Annotated in this window: 15 protein-coding genes and 1 tRNA gene; 5 read left to right on the forward strand and 11 right to left on the reverse strand. The window is 70.6% G+C overall.

The annotated features are described in order from the left end of the window. The first annotated feature begins 35 nt into the window (after positions 1–35). The 5 genes from ITJ60_RS00835 (at position 36) to ITJ60_RS19205 (ending at position 5,509) form a co-directional block, all read left to right on the forward strand. Positions 36–2,600, forward strand: a complete 2,565-nt coding sequence (locus ITJ60_RS00835) for a transglycosylase domain-containing protein (protein WP_194646368.1) — start codon at positions 36–38, stop codon at positions 2,598–2,600. Next, positions 2,597–3,553: a metallophosphoesterase gene (locus tag ITJ60_RS00840; protein ID WP_194646369.1), complete on the forward strand. Its 957-nt coding sequence runs from the start codon at positions 2,597–2,599 to the stop codon at positions 3,551–3,553. The genes ITJ60_RS00835 and ITJ60_RS00840 overlap by 4 nt, the downstream gene beginning before the upstream one ends. A 93-nt stretch (positions 3,554–3,646) precedes the next feature. Next, positions 3,647–3,720: transfer RNA gene (locus tag ITJ60_RS00845), tRNA-Pro, on the forward strand. A gap of 149 nt (positions 3,721–3,869) precedes the next feature. After that, on the forward strand, positions 3,870–4,895 hold the full coding sequence (locus ITJ60_RS00850) for a sensor histidine kinase (protein WP_194646370.1): 1,026 nt from the start codon (positions 3,870–3,872) through the stop codon (positions 4,893–4,895). Then, positions 4,892–5,509 carry a response regulator transcription factor gene (locus ITJ60_RS19205; protein WP_159573150.1) on the forward strand — a complete coding sequence of 206 codons (618 nt, stop codon included), beginning with the start codon at positions 4,892–4,894 and terminating at the stop codon, positions 5,507–5,509. Before ITJ60_RS00850 ends, ITJ60_RS19205 begins: the two co-directional genes overlap by 4 nt. A gap of 87 nt (positions 5,510–5,596) precedes the next feature. On the opposite strand, the gene ITJ60_RS00860 is transcribed toward ITJ60_RS19205, so the two are convergent. The 11 genes from ITJ60_RS00860 to ITJ60_RS00910 all read right to left on the reverse strand — a co-directional run bounded on the left by ITJ60_RS00860 (position 5,597) and on the right by ITJ60_RS00910 (position 19,260). Then, positions 5,597–6,673 (reverse strand): LLM class flavin-dependent oxidoreductase, encoded by a 1,077-nt coding sequence (locus tag ITJ60_RS00860; RefSeq protein WP_194646371.1) that lies wholly within the window; start codon positions 6,671–6,673, stop codon positions 5,597–5,599. A 94-nt stretch (positions 6,674–6,767) separates the two neighbouring features. Then, on the reverse strand, positions 6,768–7,394 hold the full coding sequence (locus ITJ60_RS00865) for a thymidine kinase (RefSeq protein ID WP_123938650.1): 627 nt from the start codon (positions 7,392–7,394) through the stop codon (positions 6,768–6,770). After that, complete coding sequence (locus tag ITJ60_RS00870) at positions 7,394–8,026, reverse strand: response regulator transcription factor (protein ID WP_111084224.1); 633 nt, start codon at positions 8,024–8,026, stop codon at positions 7,394–7,396. The genes ITJ60_RS00865 and ITJ60_RS00870 overlap by 1 nt, the downstream gene beginning before the upstream one ends. 55 nt (positions 8,027–8,081) lie before the next feature. Then, on the reverse strand, positions 8,082–9,296 hold the full coding sequence (locus tag ITJ60_RS00875) for a hypothetical protein (protein WP_194646372.1): 1,215 nt from the start codon (positions 9,294–9,296) through the stop codon (positions 8,082–8,084). Next, entirely contained in the window at positions 9,293–10,546 is a 1,254-nt protein-coding gene (locus ITJ60_RS00880) for a sensor histidine kinase (protein WP_194646373.1), read from the reverse strand. The genes ITJ60_RS00875 and ITJ60_RS00880 overlap by 4 nt, the downstream gene beginning before the upstream one ends. A gap of 153 nt (positions 10,547–10,699) precedes the next feature. Beyond that, positions 10,700–11,806, reverse strand: a complete 1,107-nt coding sequence (locus ITJ60_RS00885; RefSeq protein WP_194646374.1) for an Rv2578c family radical SAM protein — start codon at positions 11,804–11,806, stop codon at positions 10,700–10,702. Positions 11,807–11,852: 46 nt separating this feature from the next. Next, complete coding sequence (locus ITJ60_RS00890) at positions 11,853–13,340, reverse strand: malate:quinone oxidoreductase (RefSeq protein WP_194646375.1); 1,488 nt, start codon at positions 13,338–13,340, stop codon at positions 11,853–11,855. A gap of 100 nt (positions 13,341–13,440) precedes the next feature. Beyond that, positions 13,441–14,493, reverse strand: coding sequence for an aspartate-semialdehyde dehydrogenase (locus ITJ60_RS00895; RefSeq protein WP_123292140.1), 1,053 nt, complete (start codon positions 14,491–14,493; stop codon positions 13,441–13,443). Between the two features lie 32 nt (positions 14,494–14,525). Continuing rightward, positions 14,526–15,791, reverse strand: coding sequence for an aspartate kinase (locus ITJ60_RS00900; RefSeq protein WP_194646376.1), 1,266 nt, complete (start codon positions 15,789–15,791; stop codon positions 14,526–14,528). A gap of 116 nt (positions 15,792–15,907) precedes the next feature. Beyond that, entirely contained in the window at positions 15,908–16,507 is a 600-nt protein-coding gene (recR, locus tag ITJ60_RS00905; protein ID WP_111084231.1) for a recombination mediator RecR, read from the reverse strand. Further along, a complete protein-coding gene (locus tag ITJ60_RS00910; RefSeq protein WP_194646377.1) occupies positions 16,507–19,260 on the reverse strand; it encodes a DNA polymerase III subunit gamma and tau in 2,754 nt (917 codons plus the stop codon). The genes recR and ITJ60_RS00910 overlap by 1 nt, the downstream gene beginning before the upstream one ends. Positions 19,261–19,296: the final 36 nt, after the last annotated feature.

The following is a 19,296-nucleotide window of genomic DNA, read 5'->3' on the forward strand; positions in this document are numbered from 1 at the left end:
CCTTTCAGTCGTGGGTGTCGTTTAGGCTGCATCCTATGTCTGCCCAGAAGACGTCTGCCTCGCGGACCAAGCCCGTCTCAGCAGTCGGCGCCTTCATCGGATTCGTCGGGTTCAGTGCCCTCGCCGGCCTGCTGGTCACGATCGGGGTCACCCCGGCCATCGCGGTCGCCGGTGTCACGACGACGTCGACGATCGGTGTGTTCGAGTCCCTGCCGGAGTACATCGAGATCGGTGACCTGCCGCAGCGCAACGAGCTGTACGCGTACTCGGGCGGCAAGTCGGTGCACTTCGCGACCGTCTACGACCAGAACCGGCAGGAACTGAAGTTCGACCAGATCAGCGAGCAGCTCAAGAACGCCGCCATCGACGGCGAGGACAAGCGCTTCTACAACCACGGTGGCGTCGACATGACCTCACTCATCCGCGCGGGCGTCGGCAGCGTCGCCGGCGGGCTCGGCGAGTCGGGTGGTGGGTCGACGTTGACCATGCAGCTCGTGCGCAACATCAAGATGAACGAAGCGCTGAACCTCCCCACCAAGAAGGAACAGCAGAAGGCCTACAACGAGGCCGTCGAGCAGACCATCCCCCGCAAGCTCGAGGAGATGAAGCTCGCGATCGGGCTGGCGAAGAAGTACTCCAAGAAGGAGATCCTCACCGCCTACCTGAACATCGCCTACTTCGGCGACCAGACCTACGGTGTGCAGGCCGCCGCGCAGCACTACTACAACAAGAGCGCGACGAAGCTGACCCCGGCCGAAGCCGCATCGCTCATGGCCATCGTGCAGTACCCCGAGGCACGCAACCTGTCGAACCCGAAGAAGTACGAGGCCAACGTCGCCCGGCGCAACGTCATCCTCAAGTCGATGTACGCGCAGGAGAACCTGACGAAGGCCGAGTACGACCAGGCCATCGCGGCGAGCCCGAAGGACTACGTCCACCTGACCGAGCCGTCGCAGGGCTGCCGGGCATCGGTCGGCGACGGTTCGCAGTTCTTCTGCGACTACGCCGTCAAGGTCGTGAAGGAGATGTCCCAGCTCGGCTCGTCGCAGAAGGCGCGCGACACCGCGTGGCGGAACGGCGGCTACAAGGTCCAGACGTCGCTGAACATCGACCTCAACGCCGAGCAGAAGCAGCTCGTCAACACGTACGACAACAAGGCTGAGACCAACCTCGCGCTCGGTGCGACGCTCAACTCGATCGAGGCCGGCTCCGGCCGCATCGTGACGATGGCGCAGAACAAGGACTACGACCAGTCCCTGAAGTCCGCCCCGACGTCGACGTCCATCAACTACAGCGTGGACTACAAGTACGGCAACTCCGGCGGGTTCCAGACCGGCTCGACCTACAAGCTCTTCACCCTGCTCGCATGGCTCAAGGCCGGACACGGTCTGAACGAGGTCGTGAGCGGAGCTCCACGCAACATGTCGACGGGGTGGACCGCTTGTGGCGCCCCCATCACTGCGGGCAACTACAACCCGAAGAACGACAGCCCCGGCGAGAGCGGCAACTACACCGTGGCCGCTGCGACCGCCGGATCGATCAACCTCGCGTTCCTCAACATGGCGCAGAAGCTCGACCTCTGCGACATCCGCGACACCGCGGAGTCCCTCGGCGTCCACCGTGCCGACGGTGGCGAGCTGCAGTACAACCCGTCCGCGGTCCTCGGGACCAACGACATCGCCCCGATGACGATGGCCGCGGCCTACGCTGCCGTCGCCAACAACGGGATCTACTGCAAGCCGATCGCCATCGACCAGATCACGGCGCCGTCCGGCAAGCAGCTCGGCGGCCAGACCAAGGACTGCAAGCAGGCGATCGACCCCGAGGTCGCACACGCAGCCGTCTACGCCATGAAGGGCACGATCACCAGCGGAACCGCACGCGGGGCGCAGACTCCGGACGGCACGCAGCTGTTCGCGAAGACCGGCACCACCGACACGGCGAACCAGATCTGGCTCGTCGGGTCGAGCTCGCGCGTCGCCACGGCGTACTGGCAGGGCAACACCGACGGCAAGCTCAACAACCTCCGGCACTACAGCAACGGGGTGAGCAACACCTACGCCGGCGCTCGCGCCGACGTGTGGAAGCAGGCGATGACCCCGGTCAACGCGACCTACCCGGCGGGCCCGTTCACGGATCCGAACACGTCCGCGCTCCGTGGCAACGCCAAGGCGCTCCCGGACGTCCGCGGCAAGAGCGCCGACGAAGCCCGTGCCGCAATCTCCGGCGCGGGCTTCTCGTACGTCGACGGCGGGCAGCAGACCGGCGGCGGCTCGGCGGGCTCCGTCACGACGACCTCGCCGGCAGCAGGCTCGCTCCTGTCGTCGGGCTCCGCCGTCACCGTGTACACGTCGGACGGCTCACAGGGCACCGTCCCCGAGATCGGTGGGGACTCGCTCGGTGACGGCCGCTCCGCCCTCAAAGACGCCGGCTTCGGGAACGTCGCCGTGACGGACGACTACGCCAAGGGCGGTGGCAACAAGACCTGCAAGGTCGCAGCCGTCGACCCGGCGATCGGAGCCGCAGCCGACAAGAACACCGACGTGCGGATCAAGCTCTACGGCGACAAGGACGGCAAGGCTCCCAAGGAGTGCAAGTGACGCGCGGTCGCGCAGCACTCGGGGTCCTCGCAGCGGGAGCGGCCGTCGGCGCCGCCTCGTTCGCCTGGGGTTCCCTGGTCGAACGCCGACGCTTCGGCATCCGGTGGGAGACCGTCCCGGTCCTCCCGCCGGGGTCCCGTGACGTCACGGTCCTGCACCTGTCCGACATCCACATGGCGCCGTGGCAGGCCGACAAGCAGCAGTGGCTGCGCGATCTGTCCCTGGTCGAGCCGGACTTCATCGTCAACACCGGCGACAACCTCGGGCACCCCACGGCGAACGCGGCGGTGGAGTACGCGCTGGAGCCGTTCCGGGGTGTGCCCGGTGTGTTCGCGTACGGGTCGAACGACTTCTTCGGGCCGTCGCCGCGCAACCCGCTGCAGTACTTCTCCGGTCCGAGCCGGATGCACGGCGGGGCGAAGCCCGTCGAACTCGACATCGACCGGCAGACGGCGTTCTTCGAGTCCCTCGGGTGGCTCGACCTGAACGACCACGCCCACGCCATCGAGCTCCGCGGCTCGCGGTTCGAGCTGTTCGGCACCTCGGACGCGCACCGCGACTGGGACCGCCTCGACCTGCTCCCCACGAACGTCGACGAGATGCGCGGCGAGGTGCCCTGGTCCGAGGACGAGGACGGACCCGCTCCCGTCGCGATCGGTGTGACGCACGCGCCCTACCGCCGCGTGCTCGACGCCTTCGTCACCCAGGGTGCCGACGTCATCTTCGCCGGCCACACCCACGGCGGCCAGGTCCAGGTGCCCGGCGTCGGTGCGCTCGTCACGAACAGCGACCTGCCCCGCCGGTACGTCAGCGGACTGCACAAGTGGGAGCACCGGAACCACTGGTCGTGGCTCGAGGTCTCGGCCGGTCTCGGCACCTCGATCTACGCGCCGGTGCGGTTCGCCTGCCGGCCCGAAGCCGTCGTCGTCACCCTGACTGCACGGGCTTCCTGAGCCGACGCGCCCGGGAGTTCGCCGGATGGTCGTGAGCACCCTGGATCATCGGATAGTATTGTCGGGTTGCTCCGGTACGGAGTGATCACACCGCGGGGTGTGGCGCAGCTTGGTAGCGCGCCTCGTTCGGGACGAGGAGGTCGCAGGTTCAAATCCTGTCACCCCGACACTGTGTTGAGACAGTACGAAGAAGGCCCTGGTTCTCCGGAACCGGGGCCTTCTGCTTTTCCGTGGTCGGTGCTCGGCACTCCACCTTGCGACACATGTCGTGGCGGCCGTTCCCCCGGCCGCGACGACGCGGATAGCCTCGACAGCGATGTCACCCGCCGACCACCTCCGCCCGGTCCTCGAACGGATCGCCGCACAGTTCCCCGAGCTCGCCGACGACCCGGTCCTCACGCAGAACCTCGTCGACAACGTGACGTCGATGATCGCCGAGGCACACGAGCGCTACGCCACCGGTGCCGAGGACAGCGTCGTGAGCAATGCCTACTTCGATCCGGAGCACCTGGCCACCGGATCGCTGCACGCCGAGCAGTCCCAGCATCCCGCCGGCGCGATGCTCGCCGCGGAGATGCTCTTCGACGCCTACCTGCCGCTCTTCGTGGACGAGGTCGGCGCGGAGTCCACCGCCGAGGTCCTGCGTGCCACCAGGGCGCTCCACGCCGGCATCTGGAGCCGGTTCCCCGCCGGAGCCGTCGCCTACACCGAGGCGCTGCGCCAGCGCGTCACGACGGCGCACCTGGACTCCCGCACGCAGATCGCGCGAGACCTGCACGACCGCGTGGCGCACGGCATCCTCGCCGGGCTGCAGCGACTCGACCTGGTGCTGCTGACCGATCCCCCGGCCGGCGAACGGGCCGACCAGCTCGACGACGCCGCACGGCTGCTGCGCGGAGCACTCGGCGACGTGCAGGACCTGGCGGTGAGCCTGCACGCCCGCGTCGGCGCCGCCCTGCTCGACGATGCGCTCGCCCGGCACGCCAGGGACCTGTTCTCCGACGACGACCGCTTGTCGTTCAGCACCACGGGCACGCCCGAGCACCTGCCGAACTGGCAGGCCGAGGAAGCACTCACGATCCTGCTCGAGGCGCTCACGAACCGGCGGAAGCACGCTGCGGACTCCGCCGCCGAGGTGCACTTCGCGTGGACACCGGCCGCCCTCGTCGTGACGGTCTCCGACGACGGACCGGGCTTCGACCCCGCCGCCGACACCGATGGGCGCCTCGGTCAGCAGACCATGCGCGAGCGAGCCGCGGTCATCGGCGCGCGGCTCGACGTCGACAGCACACCCGGCACCGGTACCACCGTCCGCCTGACGATCCCGAGGGGCGTGCTGTGACCATCACGCACGTCGCCATCGTCGACGACCACCAGCTGTTCCGCGAAGGACTGGCCACGATCCTCGCCGCCGTCCCCACGATCCGCGTGGTCGCACACGGCGAGCGTCCGTCCGACGTCCTCGACTCCCCCGAGGCTGCCGCCATCGATGTCCTGCTCCTCGACGTCGAGCTCGACGGTCCGCCGGCGCGCACCACGATCGCCACGGTGCGCCGCACTCGTCCGGACGTCCGCGTGGTGGTGCTCACGATGCACCGCGATGCTGTCCTGCGCCGGACGCTGCTCGACGCCGGCGCGGTCGACTTCGTGACGAAGGACACCCCGAGCCGCGAGCTCGTCGACCGCATCGCCCGGGCCGCGCACGCCGACGCCGCGCCGGTGACGTTCCCGGTCGACCTGGTCACCGAGGCTCGTGCCGGATCACCGCTCAGCGACCGCGAGCTCGAGGTCCTGCGGCTGCTGGCGGCTGCGCGCACGAACGCCGAGATCGCGGCGGACCTGCAGCTCGCGATCGGCACGGTCAAGCGGCACGTCTACAACGTGTTCCGCAAGCTCGATGTCGGTTCGCGGGTCGGCGCCGTGGCTGCAGCGACGCGCCTCGGCCTGCTCACCTGAGGCTCCGCTCCACTTGGTGAGCAGAAATGGTCGGGTGCCCGACGGCGACCCGACCATTTCTGCTCACCAAGCGAACTCGAACTCGAACTAGACCGACGCCGACGCCGACGCCGACGCCGCGGACGACGCCGACGCCGCACCCGCGGGCACGAGCCGCCCGGCGGCGTGCAGCCCCGCCACGACGTCGAGCGCCTGGTGCCGGTACCGCGCCTGCGCAGCACCCGGAGCGACGATCACGCCGTTCGCCCCGGTGGACTCCACGAGCGCGTTGATCTTGTCCGCGACCTGGTCGGCGGTGCCGTAGGCCTGGCGCTCGGTGCGGGCGGCGATGAACCGACGCTCGAGGTCGTTGAACTCGTACGCGCGGGCCTCGTCCATCGACACCGGCTCGGGCTTCGCCCCCTGCCGCATCCGGATGAACGAGATCATCCCGGGAGCACTCTGCTCGTCGACGACGGCCGGGTCCTCGTCCGTGACGACCTGCACGCCGATGAGCGCGTTCGGCGTCTGGCGGAACCGCGAAGGCCGGAACGAATCGCGGTACAGCGCGAGCGCCGCCTCGGTGTTGTCCGACGCGAAGTGGTGGGCGAAGGCGAACGAGACGCCGAGCGCCCCGGCCACCTGGGCGCTGTACCCGGAGGACCCGAGCAGCCAGAACTCCGGCACGTCGCCGTAGCCCGGCACCGCCCGGATGCCCGACAACGGGTTGTCCGAGGACATGCCGGTGAAGAACCCGATCAGGTCGGCGAGGCGGTCGGGGAAGTCGTCGACGTCGAGCCGGTCGGTGCGGCGCAGCGCCATCGCGGTCGCCCCGTCGGTGCCCGGCGCACGGCCGAGCCCGAGGTCGACGCGGTCGCCGTACAGGGCTCGGAGCGTGCCGAACTGCTCGGCGATGACGAGGGGTGCGTGGTTCGGCAGCATGACGCCGCCTGAGCCGATGCGGATGGTCGAGGTGGCCGCGCCGACGGCGCTGAGCAGGACCGCGGGGGCCGACGAGGTGATGCCGGGCATGCCGTGGTGCTCGGCGACCCAGAAGCGCTCGTAGCCGAGCTTCTCGGCGTGGACCGCCATGTCGATCGAGCCCTGCAGGGCTTCGGTGTTGGACTGGCCGTACTCGCGCGTCGCCAGGTCCAGGACGGACAGGTGCAGGGTGTCGTCGCTCATGTGGTCACCAACGCGCGCCGCGGCGCACGCATTCCACGTGCCCTGGACGCGTCCGCCTGTCGGTCACCTGCAGGACGTCACCTGGCAGAGCGGGTCAGGCACCGTCGAGCCGGCCGCCGGACTCCGTCAGGTAGCAGTTGGCGCAGAGCGACTCGTAGGCGACGTCGACGCCGTCGATGGCGACCTGCGAGCCGTCGAAGACGAACCGGCCGTCGACGGTGCGGGCGTTGAAGACGGCCTTGCGACCGCACCGGCAGATGGTCTTGAGCTCTTCGAGCGAGTGGGCGACCTCGAGCAGGCGGGCGCTGCCGGGGAACGCCTCGGTGCGGAAGTCGGTGCGGATGCCGTAGGTGATCACCGGGATCTCGTCGAGGACCGCGATGCGCAGCAGGTCGTCGACCTGGCGCGGGGTGAGGAACTGCGCCTCGTCGACCAGGACGCAGCTGACGGCGCGGACCATGCCGTCGAGGCGGTCGGACTCGGGGTCGACGGCGCCGGCCGCGGCGACCGCGGACCGGACGTCGGCATCGGGGGCGAAGACCAGGTCGACGGTGCGGGTGACACCGAGGCGGGACACGATCTCACGGTCGCCCTTGGTGTCCACGGCGGGCTTCGCGAGCAGGACCCGGTGGCCGCGCTCTTCGTAGTTGTAAGCAGCCTGCAGGAGCCCCGTGCTCTTGCCGCTGTTCATCGCGCCGTAGCGGAAGTAGAGCTTCGCCACTACGCGAGGAACCCGTCCTCGGCGGCCCGCCGGATCAGGTCGGACTTCTTCGAGGCGGGACGGCCGACCTTGCTGTACTTCTCGCGGACGCGGCGCAGGTAGGTCTTCGCGGTCTCGTACTGCACGTTCATCTGCGCGGCGACCTCGTTGGTCGAGTAGCCGGACACGTACAGCCGCAGCGCTTCTTCCTCGCCGTGGCTGAGCTTCGGACGCTGGTGTGCGGCCGCGCCGGTGGGCAGCGGACGCCACTCGCGCGGCTGCGGGGTCTCGCGTGCGACGCCCATGATCTCGCGGGCGACGTCCATGACCTCGCGCATCGGCAGGGACTTCGACAGGAACGCCGCGGCGCCTGCTGCCAGGGCACGGTCGCGGGATTCGCGGCTGTCGACGCTGGAGAGCACGATCACCTTCGCGCCGGCGGCACGGCAGGTGCGGACACGGGCCTCGATCGAGACGGGTTCCTTGAGCTGGAAGTCGAGGAACACCAGGTCGGTCGGGAAGCTGTCGCTGTGGACCATCTCGAGCCAGGTGTGCGCGGTCAGGGCCAGGTCGAAGTCGAACGCGTTCACCGCGATCCAGCTCGACAGGCTGTCCAGCAGCACCTCGTGGTCGTCGAGGATGGCCAACCGCACACGTCGTGCCCCTGGGTTCGGGAGGGACGGGGACCCCTCCGAGAGCCTGTTCGGGTCAGTGCTGGTCATAGGAGAACCTTAGTGCGAGGGCGGACGGACGAACCGCGACGTCGAGGTCGGGGAACGTCACACGGAGGACGGCGAAGTAGGGGTCGAAGGTGCGGTGGATCCCGATGTCGGAGTCGGCCACGGCGAGGTCGAGTTCGAGCAGGACGCGGGCGTCGCGGGCGGTGTCGGTGCGGGCCGGGTCGGCGCGTGCTGGATCGCCGCGGGTGGCCGCGTCGTCCTGCCCGTCCGCGCGCCGGACCGTTGCCCGGAACCCGGCCGGGTCGACGGTCGAGGCACGGAAGGCAGCCCGCAGGAACGTCCGCACCACGGAGCGCTGGTCGGCGTCGAGCATCGCGGTGAGCCCGTCCGGGTCGTCGACCACCGGGGCTTCCCCACCCTCGACCCGCACGGCCTGCTCGAACCAGGTGCGGTCCGCGTCGGCGACCATCGCCCGGCGGATGCCGTCGGCGATCAGTCGTGCCCGTTCGCGGTCGGCGTCCGTGATGACCTCGCGCGTGCGCAGCTCGGCGAAGAACGGTGCGACGTCGCGGGCGAGGATCGTCGACCGGTCCTGCTGCACGCTCGCCGCGATGCCGTCCCGCTCCGCACGCTCGACCGAGTAGGAACCGGCCCGGATCTGCACCCGCTCGGCCAGGCCCGCGAACGTCCACGCGAAGACGGCCGACGCAGCGGTCAGCACCAGCGTGGGTGCCGCCGCCAGGAAGGCCGCGACGGCGACGGGGATCTCGTGCGGGAACGTCGCTGCGCCGACACCCCAGGTCACGGCGTTGACGACGGCGAGCAGGGCGCCGCCGATGGTCAGGTCCGTCCACGGCCGGTACGGCGCGACCATCACGATGCCGGTCGCGGTGATGAGCGACATGAAGTCGTTCAGGGCGCTGCGGTCGGGTCCCCACTGCGCGGCGACGCTCGTCACCGACGCCAGCCCGAGCAACCCGACGTGCGCGACGAACGCCCACCGCGGGAACGGTGCGCGGAACGGACTCGAGGCGGTGAACACGACCGCTGCCGACGCCGCGACCAAGATGACGGTGAGCGCGCTGAGGGTGGGGCTGCCCACGACGTCACGGTCGAACACGGAGACCAGGAGTGCCCAGACGATGCTGGCGGCGCCGAGCCCGATCGCGAGCGGACGCGACCCCATCGCGCCGAGCGGGTCGTACTGTTGCGCGGTCCGACGGGCCTCGGTCGTGGCGCTCACCGGTCGGCTCCCTGCACGCCGCCGACCTCGTCGGGGACCGCGGTGCCGACGTGGCCGGTGGCCACGGCGTCGGTCGTGGCGGTGACCGGTCCGAACGGCACCGTCATCATCACGCTCGTCCCCGAACCGGGCGACGACCAGATCTGGACGTCGCCGCCCACCCGAGCGATGCGGTCGCGGACGGAGCCACGCAGGCCCATCCGGTCGGAGCCCGTGGAGTCCTCATCGAAACCGCGACCGTCGTCGACCACCATCACGGTGCACGACGCACCGTCGTCGAAGACGCTGACCTCGGCCGCGTCGACACCGGCGTGCTTGTGGACGTTGGCCAGACACTGCCCCACGGCGCGGACGAGCGCGGTGACGGCGCGCTGGTCGAGCCGGTCGAGTGCGGACGGGTCGCCGGACACCGTGACGTCGAGACCGGCGGCACGGTGCTCGTCGACCATGACGGCGAACGCGTCGAGCGCTGCGCCCGGCCGCTGCCGGGCGGCCGGTGCGAGCCACCCCTTGCCGGTCAGGACGGCGACGTCGGCCTCGACGGTCCGCGCCAGGTGCGGGTCCATCGGCCCGTCGGGCGCCAGGGCGATCGCGTTGAGGTGGTTCAGGACGGTGTCGTGCAGGATCGCGGCCGCCTCGGCCTCGACCCCGGCACGGTACGCGGAGACGTGCTCCTCACGCGCCGACCGCAGCAGCTCCGGCTGCACCCGCTCCGACCGACCGGTGCTCCGGCTCGTGAACAGCACCAGGACGACCACGAAGCCGAGCGTCACCCAGGCGAGCACGAGCGGACGCGGCGGGCTGTCGGCCTGGACGACCGCGATCCACGTCGCCACCCGACCGGTCAGGAACCCGAGGAAGGACCACAGCACGACGCGGCTCGGCACCGCGCCGGCGCCGCCGACCAGGATGAGCGGGATGACCGCCAACGACAGCAGGTACGAGGTGACCCAGCCCAACGGGACCTGCTGCTGCACGACCATCGCGAACCACCAGGCGCAGACACCACCGACGACCAGGAACGCGACCGCGGAGCGCCAGGTGCCGAACTGCACGTGCACGCCGATCATGCCGAGCATCGGGACGAGCGCCAGGACCGCACTGATCACGTGCACGTCGGGCTCGGACAGCCGGTACAGCAGCAGCGCGATCGCCGCCGCCACCAGCGATCCGATCGCACCGGCGTGGAAGGCCCGCACCGTCGACCACGCGTTCACTCGCGGAGCGAGGTGCGTGGGGATGCCGAGCACGAGATGGGTCCTTCCGGGTGGCGGGAATGCCGCCCACGATCAAACACCTCGGTGCTGACCGTGTACCCCGAAACAGCGTCCGTTCGGCGACCCGGTCGATGATACCGGCCCCCACGACGCTCCGATGTCCCCCGAACGCGCAACCTTCGTTGCTCAGAACAACGTCTGCGTCGCGACCGGTCGGAGCAGACGGCGGTCGAAGCCCGGATCCGCGCGCTTGAGCGGCGACGTCGTGGGGATCGACTGTTCCTGCGGCACCGTCGAGGGGTCCGAGAAGCCCATCGACCCCGTCGCCGGGTCGACGCGTCCGAGGCCGACGCCGTGCGCCGCCAGGATCGGTCGGATGCGCTCCGACAGCCAGCGGCGGTAGTCCTTCGGCGCGAAGGTGTTGTCGAGGTACATCGCCCGGTAGCGCGCCACCAGGTCGGGCCGTTCGCGTCCGAGCCACTCGAACCACCACGGCTTCACGCCCGGCCGCAGGTGCAGCGCGGAGTACATGACGCTCGTGGCACCGGCCGCCGCAGCCCGACCGACGGCGTCGTCGAGGTGCGCACGGGTGTCGGTGATGTACGGCAGCACGGGCATGAGGAACACCGAGCAGTCGAGCCCGGCGTCGCGGATCGCCCGCACGGTGGCGAGCCGCGCGGCCGTCGTGGGCGTTCCGGGCTCCACCGACTGCTGCAGGTCGTCGTCGTACACGGCGATCGACATCGCGAGGTCGACCGGCACCACCTTCGCCGCCTCGGCCAGGAGCGGCAGGTCACGCCGGAGCAGGGTGCCCTTCGTCAGGATGCTGAACGGTGTGCGGCTGTCCGCCAACGCCTGGATCACCCCGGGCATCAGTCGGTACCGACCCTCGGCACGCTGGTACGGGTCGGTGTTCGTGCCGAGCGCGATCGGGTGGCGGTCCCACGTGGGCTTGCCGAGCTCACGCCGCAGGACGTCGGCCACGTTCGTCTTCACGACGATCTGCTGGTCGAAGTCGGCCCCGCCGTCGAACTCGAGGTAGGTGTGCGTCGGCCGTGCGAAGCAGTACACGCACGCGTGACTGCAGCCCCGGTACGGGTTGATGGTCCACCCGTAGGTGCCGGAACCGTCGGCGCTCGGCACCCGGTTCAGCGCGCTCTTCGCCAGGACCTCGTGGAACGTGACGCCCGCGAACTCGGGCGTCGTCACACTCCGCACGAACCCGCTGTTCGACTCCATGCCCGGCAGTGCATCGCTCTGCTCGGCATCGATCGCCTGTCCGCTCCACCGCATGCCGTCATTCGAACACATGTTCGAACAGGCCGCAAGCCGGAACTGCTCAGTGGTGCAGGCCGAGCACCTTCGCCGTGCGCTCGAGGGTGGCGTCGGCCAGGGCGGCGTCGTCGCCGAGGTCCTGCCCGTAGGTCGGGACCATCTCGTGGACGGCGTCCTGCCAGCCGTCCCAACGGTCGGGGAAGCACTTCCGGAGCAGGCCGAGCATGATGGGCACCGCGGTCGATGCCCCTGGCGAGGCCCCGAGGAGTCCGGCGATCGAACCGTCGGCGGCCGTGATGACCTCGGTGCCGAACTGCAGCACCCCGCCCTTGTCCTTGTCCGGCTTGATGACCTGCACCCGCTGGCCCGCGATGATCTTGTGCCAGTTCTCGGGCTCGGCGCTCGGCATGAAGTCGCGCAGCGCGTCGAACTTGGTCTGCTTCGAGGCGAGCAGCTGGCCGATCAGGTAGCGCACCAGGTCGAAGTTCGAGAACGCGACGCTCAGCATCGGGCGCAGGTTGTGCGGTCGGATCGACTTGAACAGGTCGAGCAGCGACCCCTGCTTCAGGAACTTCGGGCTGAACCCGGCGTACGGCCCGAACATCAGCGACGCGTTGCCGTCGACGATACGGGTGTCCAGGTGCGGCACCGACATCGGCGGTGCCCCCACGCTGGCCTTGCCGTAGACCTTCGCTGCGTGCTTCTGCACGACTTCGGGATCGTCGGTGCGCAGGAACTCGCCGGAGACCGGGAAGCCGCCGTACCCGCGGATCTCCGGGATGCCGGACTTCTGCAGCAGCTGCAGGGCCCCACCACCGGCACCGACGAAGACGAACTTCGCGGCGATCTTCTGCGTCGACCGACCGACCTCGTTCAGGACGTCGAGCGCCCAGCCGTCGAAGTCCTTGCCCCGCGAGATGTTCTTGACCTGGTGGTTCGGTTCGAACTCGAGCCCGTCGAGCTCGAGCTGGTCGAACAGCTGCCGGGTGAGCGACCCGAAGTCGACGTCGGAGCCCGCCGCCGAGTAGGTCGCCGCGATCGGCTGGTCCTTCTTGCGCCCGGGGATGAGCGCGGGCGCCCACTTGCGGATCTGAGCGGGATCGTCGGAGAACTCGATCCCGGCGAACAGCGGGTGCCCCCGCATCGCCTCGTACCGCTTGCGCATGTACTCGACGTTGTCCGTACCCCAGACGAAGGAGATGTGCGGGGTCGGGTTGATGAAGTTGGACGGGTCGGGCAGCGTACCGGTCTCGACCAGGTGCGACCAGAACTGCCGCGAGACCTGGAACTGCTCGTTGACCGTGACGGCCTTCGCGATCTCGACACGACCGTCGGCGAGCTCCGGCGTGTAGTTCAGCTCGCAGAGCGCGGAGTGCCCGGTGCCGGCGTTGTTCCACGGGTTCGAGGACTCCTGCGCGACGGCGCCGAGACGCTCGTACACGCGGATCTTCCACGAGGGCTCGAGCCGGTGGATGATCGCGCCGAGGGTGGCGCTCATGATGCCTCCCCCGACGAGGACGACATCGATCGGGTCCACCTGCTTCACTGCCACCCGTCGATCCTACCGGCGTCGACCGACAGGCCGGTCAGCCGCGCGCGGCGACCGTGTCGCTGCGCGCGGCCGTGCCGCTCCGCTCCGCGCGGCCGTGCCGCTACGCCGCGACGGTGCGGCGTGCGACGATCGCCTCGGCGATCTGCACCGCGTTGAGCGCTGCACCCTTCCGCAGGTTGTCGTTGCTGACGAACAGCGCGAGCCCACGCCCCTCGGGCGCGGACTGGTCGGCACGGATGCGCCCGACGAACGCGGGGTCCTGGCCGGCGGCCTGCAGCGGCGTCGGCACGTCCGACAGCTCCACGCCGGGTGCGCTCGACAGGATCTCGGTCGCACGCTCGGGCGACAGCGGACGCTCGAACTCGGCGTGCACCGAGATGGAGTGGCCGGTGAAGACCGGCACACGCACGCACGTGCCGGCGACGAGCAGGTCGGGGAGCTCGAGGATCTTGCGGCTCTCGTTGCGGAGCTTCTTCTCCTCGTCGGTCTCCCCCAGGCCGTCCTCGACGATGCTGCCGGCGAGCGGCACGACGTCGAAGGCGATCGGGCGGACGTACTTGACCGGCTCGGGGAACGTCACGGCGGAACCGTCGTGGGTGAGCGCTGCGGTGTCCTGCTCGAGGGCGGCACGCGCCTGGCCGAGCAGCTCCTCGACGCCGGCGAGCCCGGAGCCGGAGACGGCCTGGTAGGTCGTCGCGACCAGACGGCGGAGCCCGGCCTCGGTGTCCAGCACCTTGAGCACCGGCATGATCGCCATGGTGGTGCAGTTGGGGTTCGCGATGATCCCCTTCGGGGCCTGGTCGATCGCGTGCGGGTTGACCTCGCTCACGACGAGGGGGACCTCGGGGTCCATGCGCCAGGCGCTCGAGTTGTCGACGACGAGCGCCCCGGCGGCGGCGAACTTCGGCGCGAGGGCGCGCGAGGCGGTCGCACCGGCCGAGAACAGGGCGATGTCGATGCCCGACGGGTCGGCCAGCTCGGAGTCCTCGACCACGATCTGCTCGCCGCGGAACGGCAGGGTCGTGCCGGCGGACCGGGCGCTCGCGAAGAACCGGACCTGGTCGGCCGGGAACGCGCGCTCTTCGAGCAGACGACGCATCACGGCGCCGACCTGTCCGGTGGCGCCGACGACGGCGACGGTGAGGGTGCTCATGCGGTGCTCCTGGTTCAGCGGGTCAGCGTGGGTCAGCGGCCGGTGCCGGCGTGGACGACGGCTTCGGCATCGGCGTCGAGGTCGAACGCGCTGTGCACGACCCGCATCGCCTCGTTGAGGGTGTCGGCGCGGGTGACGACCGAGATGCGGATCTCCGAGGTGGAGATCATCTCGATGTTGATCGACGCGTCGTGCAGCGCACGGAAGAGCTTCGCCGAGACGCCGGCGTTGGTGCGCATGCCGGCACCGACCAGGGCGAGCTTGCCGATCTGGTCGTCGTACTGGATGCTCTCGTAGCCGATGTCGGACTTCGCCACCTCGAGCGCCGTGAGCACGGTCTGGCCCTGGTCCTTCGGCAGGGTGAACGAGATGTCCGTCCGCCCGGTCGACGCCGCCGACACGTTCTGGACGATCATGTCGATGTTCGCCCCGGCACGCGCGACGTTGGTGAAGATCTCGGCGGCCTTGCCCGGCTGGTCCGGGACGCCCACGACGGTGATCTTCCCCTCGGAGAGGTCTCCGGCGATCCCGGTGATGATCGGTTCTTCCACGGTTTCCCCCTCTGCAGGGTTGTAGACGATGGTGCCCTCGGTGTTGTTGAACGAGGACCGGACGTGCAGGGTGACGCCGTGCCGGCGGGCGTACTCGACGGCACGGATGTAGAGGACCTTGGCGCCGGACGCCGCGAGCTCGAGCATCTCCTCGCTCGTGATGCGGTCGACCTTGCGCGCCTTCGGCACGACACGAGGGTCGGCGGTGAAGATGCCGTCGACGTCGGTGTAGATCTCGCAGACGTCGGCGTCGAGCGCGGCGGCGAGCGCGACGGCCGTCGTGTCCGAGCCGCCACGGCCGAGCGTGGTGATCTCGCCCGTCGTGCGGTTGAACCCCTGGAACCCCGCGACGATGGCGACGTGGCCGGAGTCGAGCGCCTCGCGCACGCGCTTCGGGGTGACGTCGACGATGCGCGCCTTGCCGTGCTGCGCGTCGGTGAGCATGCCCGCCTGGCTGCCGGTGTACGACGATGCTTCGACCCCGAGGCTCTTGATCGCCATCGCGAGCAGCGCCATCGAGATGCGCTCCCCCGCGGTCAGGAGCATGTCGAGCTCACGGCCGGCGGGGATCGGGGTGACCGAGTGCGCCAGGTCGACGAGTTCGTCGGTGGTGTCGCCCATCGCCGAGACCGCCACGACGACGTCGTTGCCGGCCTTCTTCGTCTCGACGATCCGCTTCGCCACGCGCTTGATGCTCTCGGCGTCCGCGACGGAGGATCCACCGAACTTCTGCACGATCAAGGCCACTGGCTGGTACTCCCGGAGACGGCGACACCGCGAGGTCACGCGGTCTCACAATGGTAGTAGGTGTTTCGAGGATGTTGCGTGCGAGCCGCCCCACACGCAACGATCCTGCGTGGAGCTCAGCCGCCGACGACGCGACGGCCCTCGAACGCGCGGCCGAGCGTGACCTCGTCGGCGTACTCGAGGTCGCCGCCGACCGGCAGACCCGAGGCGAGCCGGGTCGTCCGGATGCCCATGGGGACGAGCAGCCGGCTCAGGTAGGTCGCCGTCGCCTCGCCCTCGAGGTTGGGGTCGGTCGCGATGATGACCTCTTCGACCGTGCCGTCGGCCAGGCGCGTCATGAGCTGCTGGATCCGCAGGTCGTCCGGGCCGATGCCGTCGATCGGGCTGATCGCGCCACCGAGCACGTGGTAGAGCCCCCGGAACTCACGGGTGCGCTCGATCGCTGCGACGTCCTTCGCCTCTTCCACCACGCAGATCGTGGCCGGCGACCGGCGCGGGTCGCGGCAGATGCTGCACTGGACGTTCTCGGTGACGTTGCCGCAGATCTCGCAGAAGCGCACGCGCTCCTTGACGTCCGCCAGCAGCTCGGACAGCCGCGACGGGTCGAACGACTCGGTCTGCAGGATGTGGAACGCGATGCGCTGCGCCGACTTCGGGCCGATGCCCGGCAGGCGACCGAACTCGTCGATGAGGTCCTGGACGATCCCGTCGTACATCAGGCACCGTCCTGGTGGAGAGCGGTCTCCTCGATGAACTGGGCATTGAGGATCTCACGCACCACGGCCTCGCCGTAGCGACCGGCGACCGGCGCACGACGTGCTGGTGGTGCGGTCCGCGGTGCGGCCGGCGGAGCGGTCTGCGCGCGCGGGGCGACCGGCGCCTGCGCGGGTGTTGCGGCGGATCGGCCGTGACCGGGGTCCGGGAACGGCGCGCCGTCGTCGTACGGTTCGTCGTCCAGCGGGTAGTCGTCGACGGGCACGCCCGGTACGACGGGTCCTCCGGGAGGCGCGGCGACCGTCGACGACTCCGCCTGCGGTCCGCCGTCGGTCGGCTGCACCCCTTGCGGTGCGGTGGCACCGGCGGATTGCGCGGGTGCCTCGGACCGGGGCTGCTGCGGGTCGACGGCCTCGGCCGGGGCGACGGGCGCGGCAGCCGGAGCGGTGCCGAAGGGTGCCGCCCAGCCGGGTTCGACGGACTCGGGCACGGCGTCGGCGGTGGGGTCGCTCGCGGGGATCGTCGCGACCGCCCAGTCGGTGACGGGTGCGCCGGACGGTGCGGGCGCCTGCGCGGGCGCGGTTGCCGACGCCGGAGCGGGTGCCTGCGCCGGAGCAGGTGCGTGCGCCGGGCGGGGCTCCGGCTCGGTGGCGGCGGGACCGGACTCGGGCGTGGACGCCGCGGCTTCGGCTGCCGCCGTCGTGGCGGGCGCTGCGGAGGCGGCGGCCTCGGCAGGGGCGGCTGGACCGCCCCCGGTGGCTGCAACAGGCTCGGAGGCCGGGGCCGACGTCGGAGCGGGCGCGGCGGACTGCGGCGCCGACGACGCCCGCGGCTGCGCAGCGGGCTGGCTCGCCGGTGCCGGACGACCGGCCGGCGCGGACGGCTGCTGCGTGGGGGCCGGGGTGCGCTGTTGACCAGGGCCTCCGGGACCGCGGGCGACGAACTTCACGCGGAGCCCGATGACGTCCATGATCGCGGCGCGGAGCAGTTCGCTCACGCTGGCCGAGGGGTCGGACATCTCCTTGAACGAGGCGACGTCCTGCTGGCTCGGGAAGGTCAGGGTCAGCACGTCGTCGCGCAGCGCGGTCACCTGTGCGGTGACGACCACCGACCAGGCCGACCGCTTGGCGTGCTGCACGTGCTCGACGATCTGCGGCCAGGCGTCGCGCATCTGCTGGAAGCCCACGGCGCCGACGGTCCGGACCGCCGGCTCGTCACCGATCGTCGTGCCCTGGCCCGTGGACGAAGCACTGACGGGTGTCGAGGCGCTGACGGACTCGGTGGCCGGGATGGTCGGAGCAGCAGGCTCGGGAGCGCTCGGGACGGCTGCGGCCCAGGAGGCTGCGGCGTCACGTGCCGCACTGCCGGCGTCGGACTGCGCCGCCGGAGCCGCGTTCGCCGACGCCGCGGCGGGAGCCTGCTGCGCCGCCGGGGCCTGCTGGACGGCGGGGCCCTGCTGCGCGGCGGGCTCCTGCCGACGCGGTGCCGCAGCCGACGACGCGGCCGGTGCGGGCGCCGTGCTGGTGGCGGCCGGCTGGGTGGACCCCTGCGCCGCGACCGCGCCGGACGGTGCCTGGTGTCCGCCGGCGTCCCCGACACCGACGCGGCGCTCGAGCCGCTCGACCCGGGCGAGGGCACCGCGCTGGGTGTCGTCGGCCTCGGGCACGAGCATGCGCGCCGTCATGAGCTCGAGGTGCAGCCGGGGCGAGGTCGCTCCGGTCATGTCGGTCAGCGCCTTGTTCGCGATGTCCGCGCCACGGGACAGCCCGGTGGCACCGAAGACACCGGCCTGCCGGGTCATGGTGTCGAGCTCGTCCGGCGAGACACCGCGCAGGACCGCCGCGGCGCTCTCGTTCGTCGCCGCGACGACGATCAGGTCGCGCAGTCGCTCGAGCAGGTCCTCGACGAACCGACGCGGGTCCTGACCGGTCTGCACGACCCGGTCGATCGCAGCGAAGGCCGAGGCCGGGTCGGCCACGGCGAGGGCGTCCACGACGTCGTCGAGCAGCGCAGCGTCGGTGTAGCCGAGCAGGGCGACCGCGCGCTCGTAGGCGATCGCGCCGTCTTCGCTGCCGGCGATGAGCTGGTCGAGCAGGGACAGGGTGTCGCGGACGGAACCGCCGCCGGCGCGCACGACCAGGGGCAGGACGCCGGGTGCGACCGTCACCGACTCCTGCGTGCAGAGCTGCTCGATGTACTCGAGCATGACCGCAGGCGGCACGAGCCGGAACGGGTAGTGGTGGGTACGCGACCGGATGGTGCCGATGACCTTCTCCGGCTCGGTCGTCGCGAAGATGAACTTGACGTGCTCCGGGGGCTCTTCGACCAGCTTGAGCAGCGCGTTGAACCCCTGCGGGGTGACCATGTGCGCTTCGTCGAGGATGAAGATCTTGTAGCGGTCGCGCGCGGGGGCGAACACGGCGCGGTCACGGAGGTCGCGCGCGTCGTCGACACCGTTGTGGCTCGCGGCGTCGATCTCGATGACGTCGAGCGAACCGCTGCCGTCACGGGCGAGCTCGACACAGCTCGGGCAGACGCCGCACGGGGTGTCGGTCGGCCCCTCGGCGCAGTTGAGGCACCGCGCCAGGATGCGGGCCGAGGTCGTCTTGCCGCAGCCGCGCGGACCGCTGAACAGGTAGGCGTGGTTGACGCGGTTGGTGCGGAGCGCCGTGCGGAGCGGGTCGGTGACCTGCGACTGCCCGATCAGCTCGGCGAAGTTCTCGGGCCGGTAACGGCGATACAGGGCGGTGACCACGCGACCAGGGTAGCCGGGACGACCGACACCCGCGTG

The organism is Curtobacterium sp. VKM Ac-2884 (genome assembly GCF_015350945.1).
Taxonomy (GTDB): Bacteria; Actinomycetota; Actinomycetes; order Actinomycetales; family Microbacteriaceae; genus Curtobacterium.

Excerpts from the sequence above, each read along its gene's own strand:
- ITJ60_RS00835 (WP_194646368.1), top strand. The coding sequence starts at position 36 with ATGTCTGCCCAGAAGACGTCTGCCTCGCGGACCAAGCCCGTCTCAGCA.
- ITJ60_RS00850 (WP_194646370.1), top strand. The coding sequence starts at position 3,870 with ATGTCACCCGCCGACCACCTCCGCCCGGTCCTCGAACGGATCGCCGCA.
- ITJ60_RS00860 (WP_194646371.1), bottom strand. The coding sequence starts at position 6,673 with ATGAGCGACGACACCCTGCACCTGTCCGTCCTGGACCTGGCGACGCGC.
- ITJ60_RS00885 (WP_194646374.1), bottom strand. The coding sequence starts at position 11,806 with ATGCGGTGGAGCGGACAGGCGATCGATGCCGAGCAGAGCGATGCACTG.
- ITJ60_RS00895 (WP_123292140.1), bottom strand. The coding sequence starts at position 14,493 with ATGAGCACCCTCACCGTCGCCGTCGTCGGCGCCACCGGACAGGTCGGC.
- recR (WP_111084231.1), bottom strand. The coding sequence starts at position 16,507 with ATGTACGACGGGATCGTCCAGGACCTCATCGACGAGTTCGGTCGCCTG.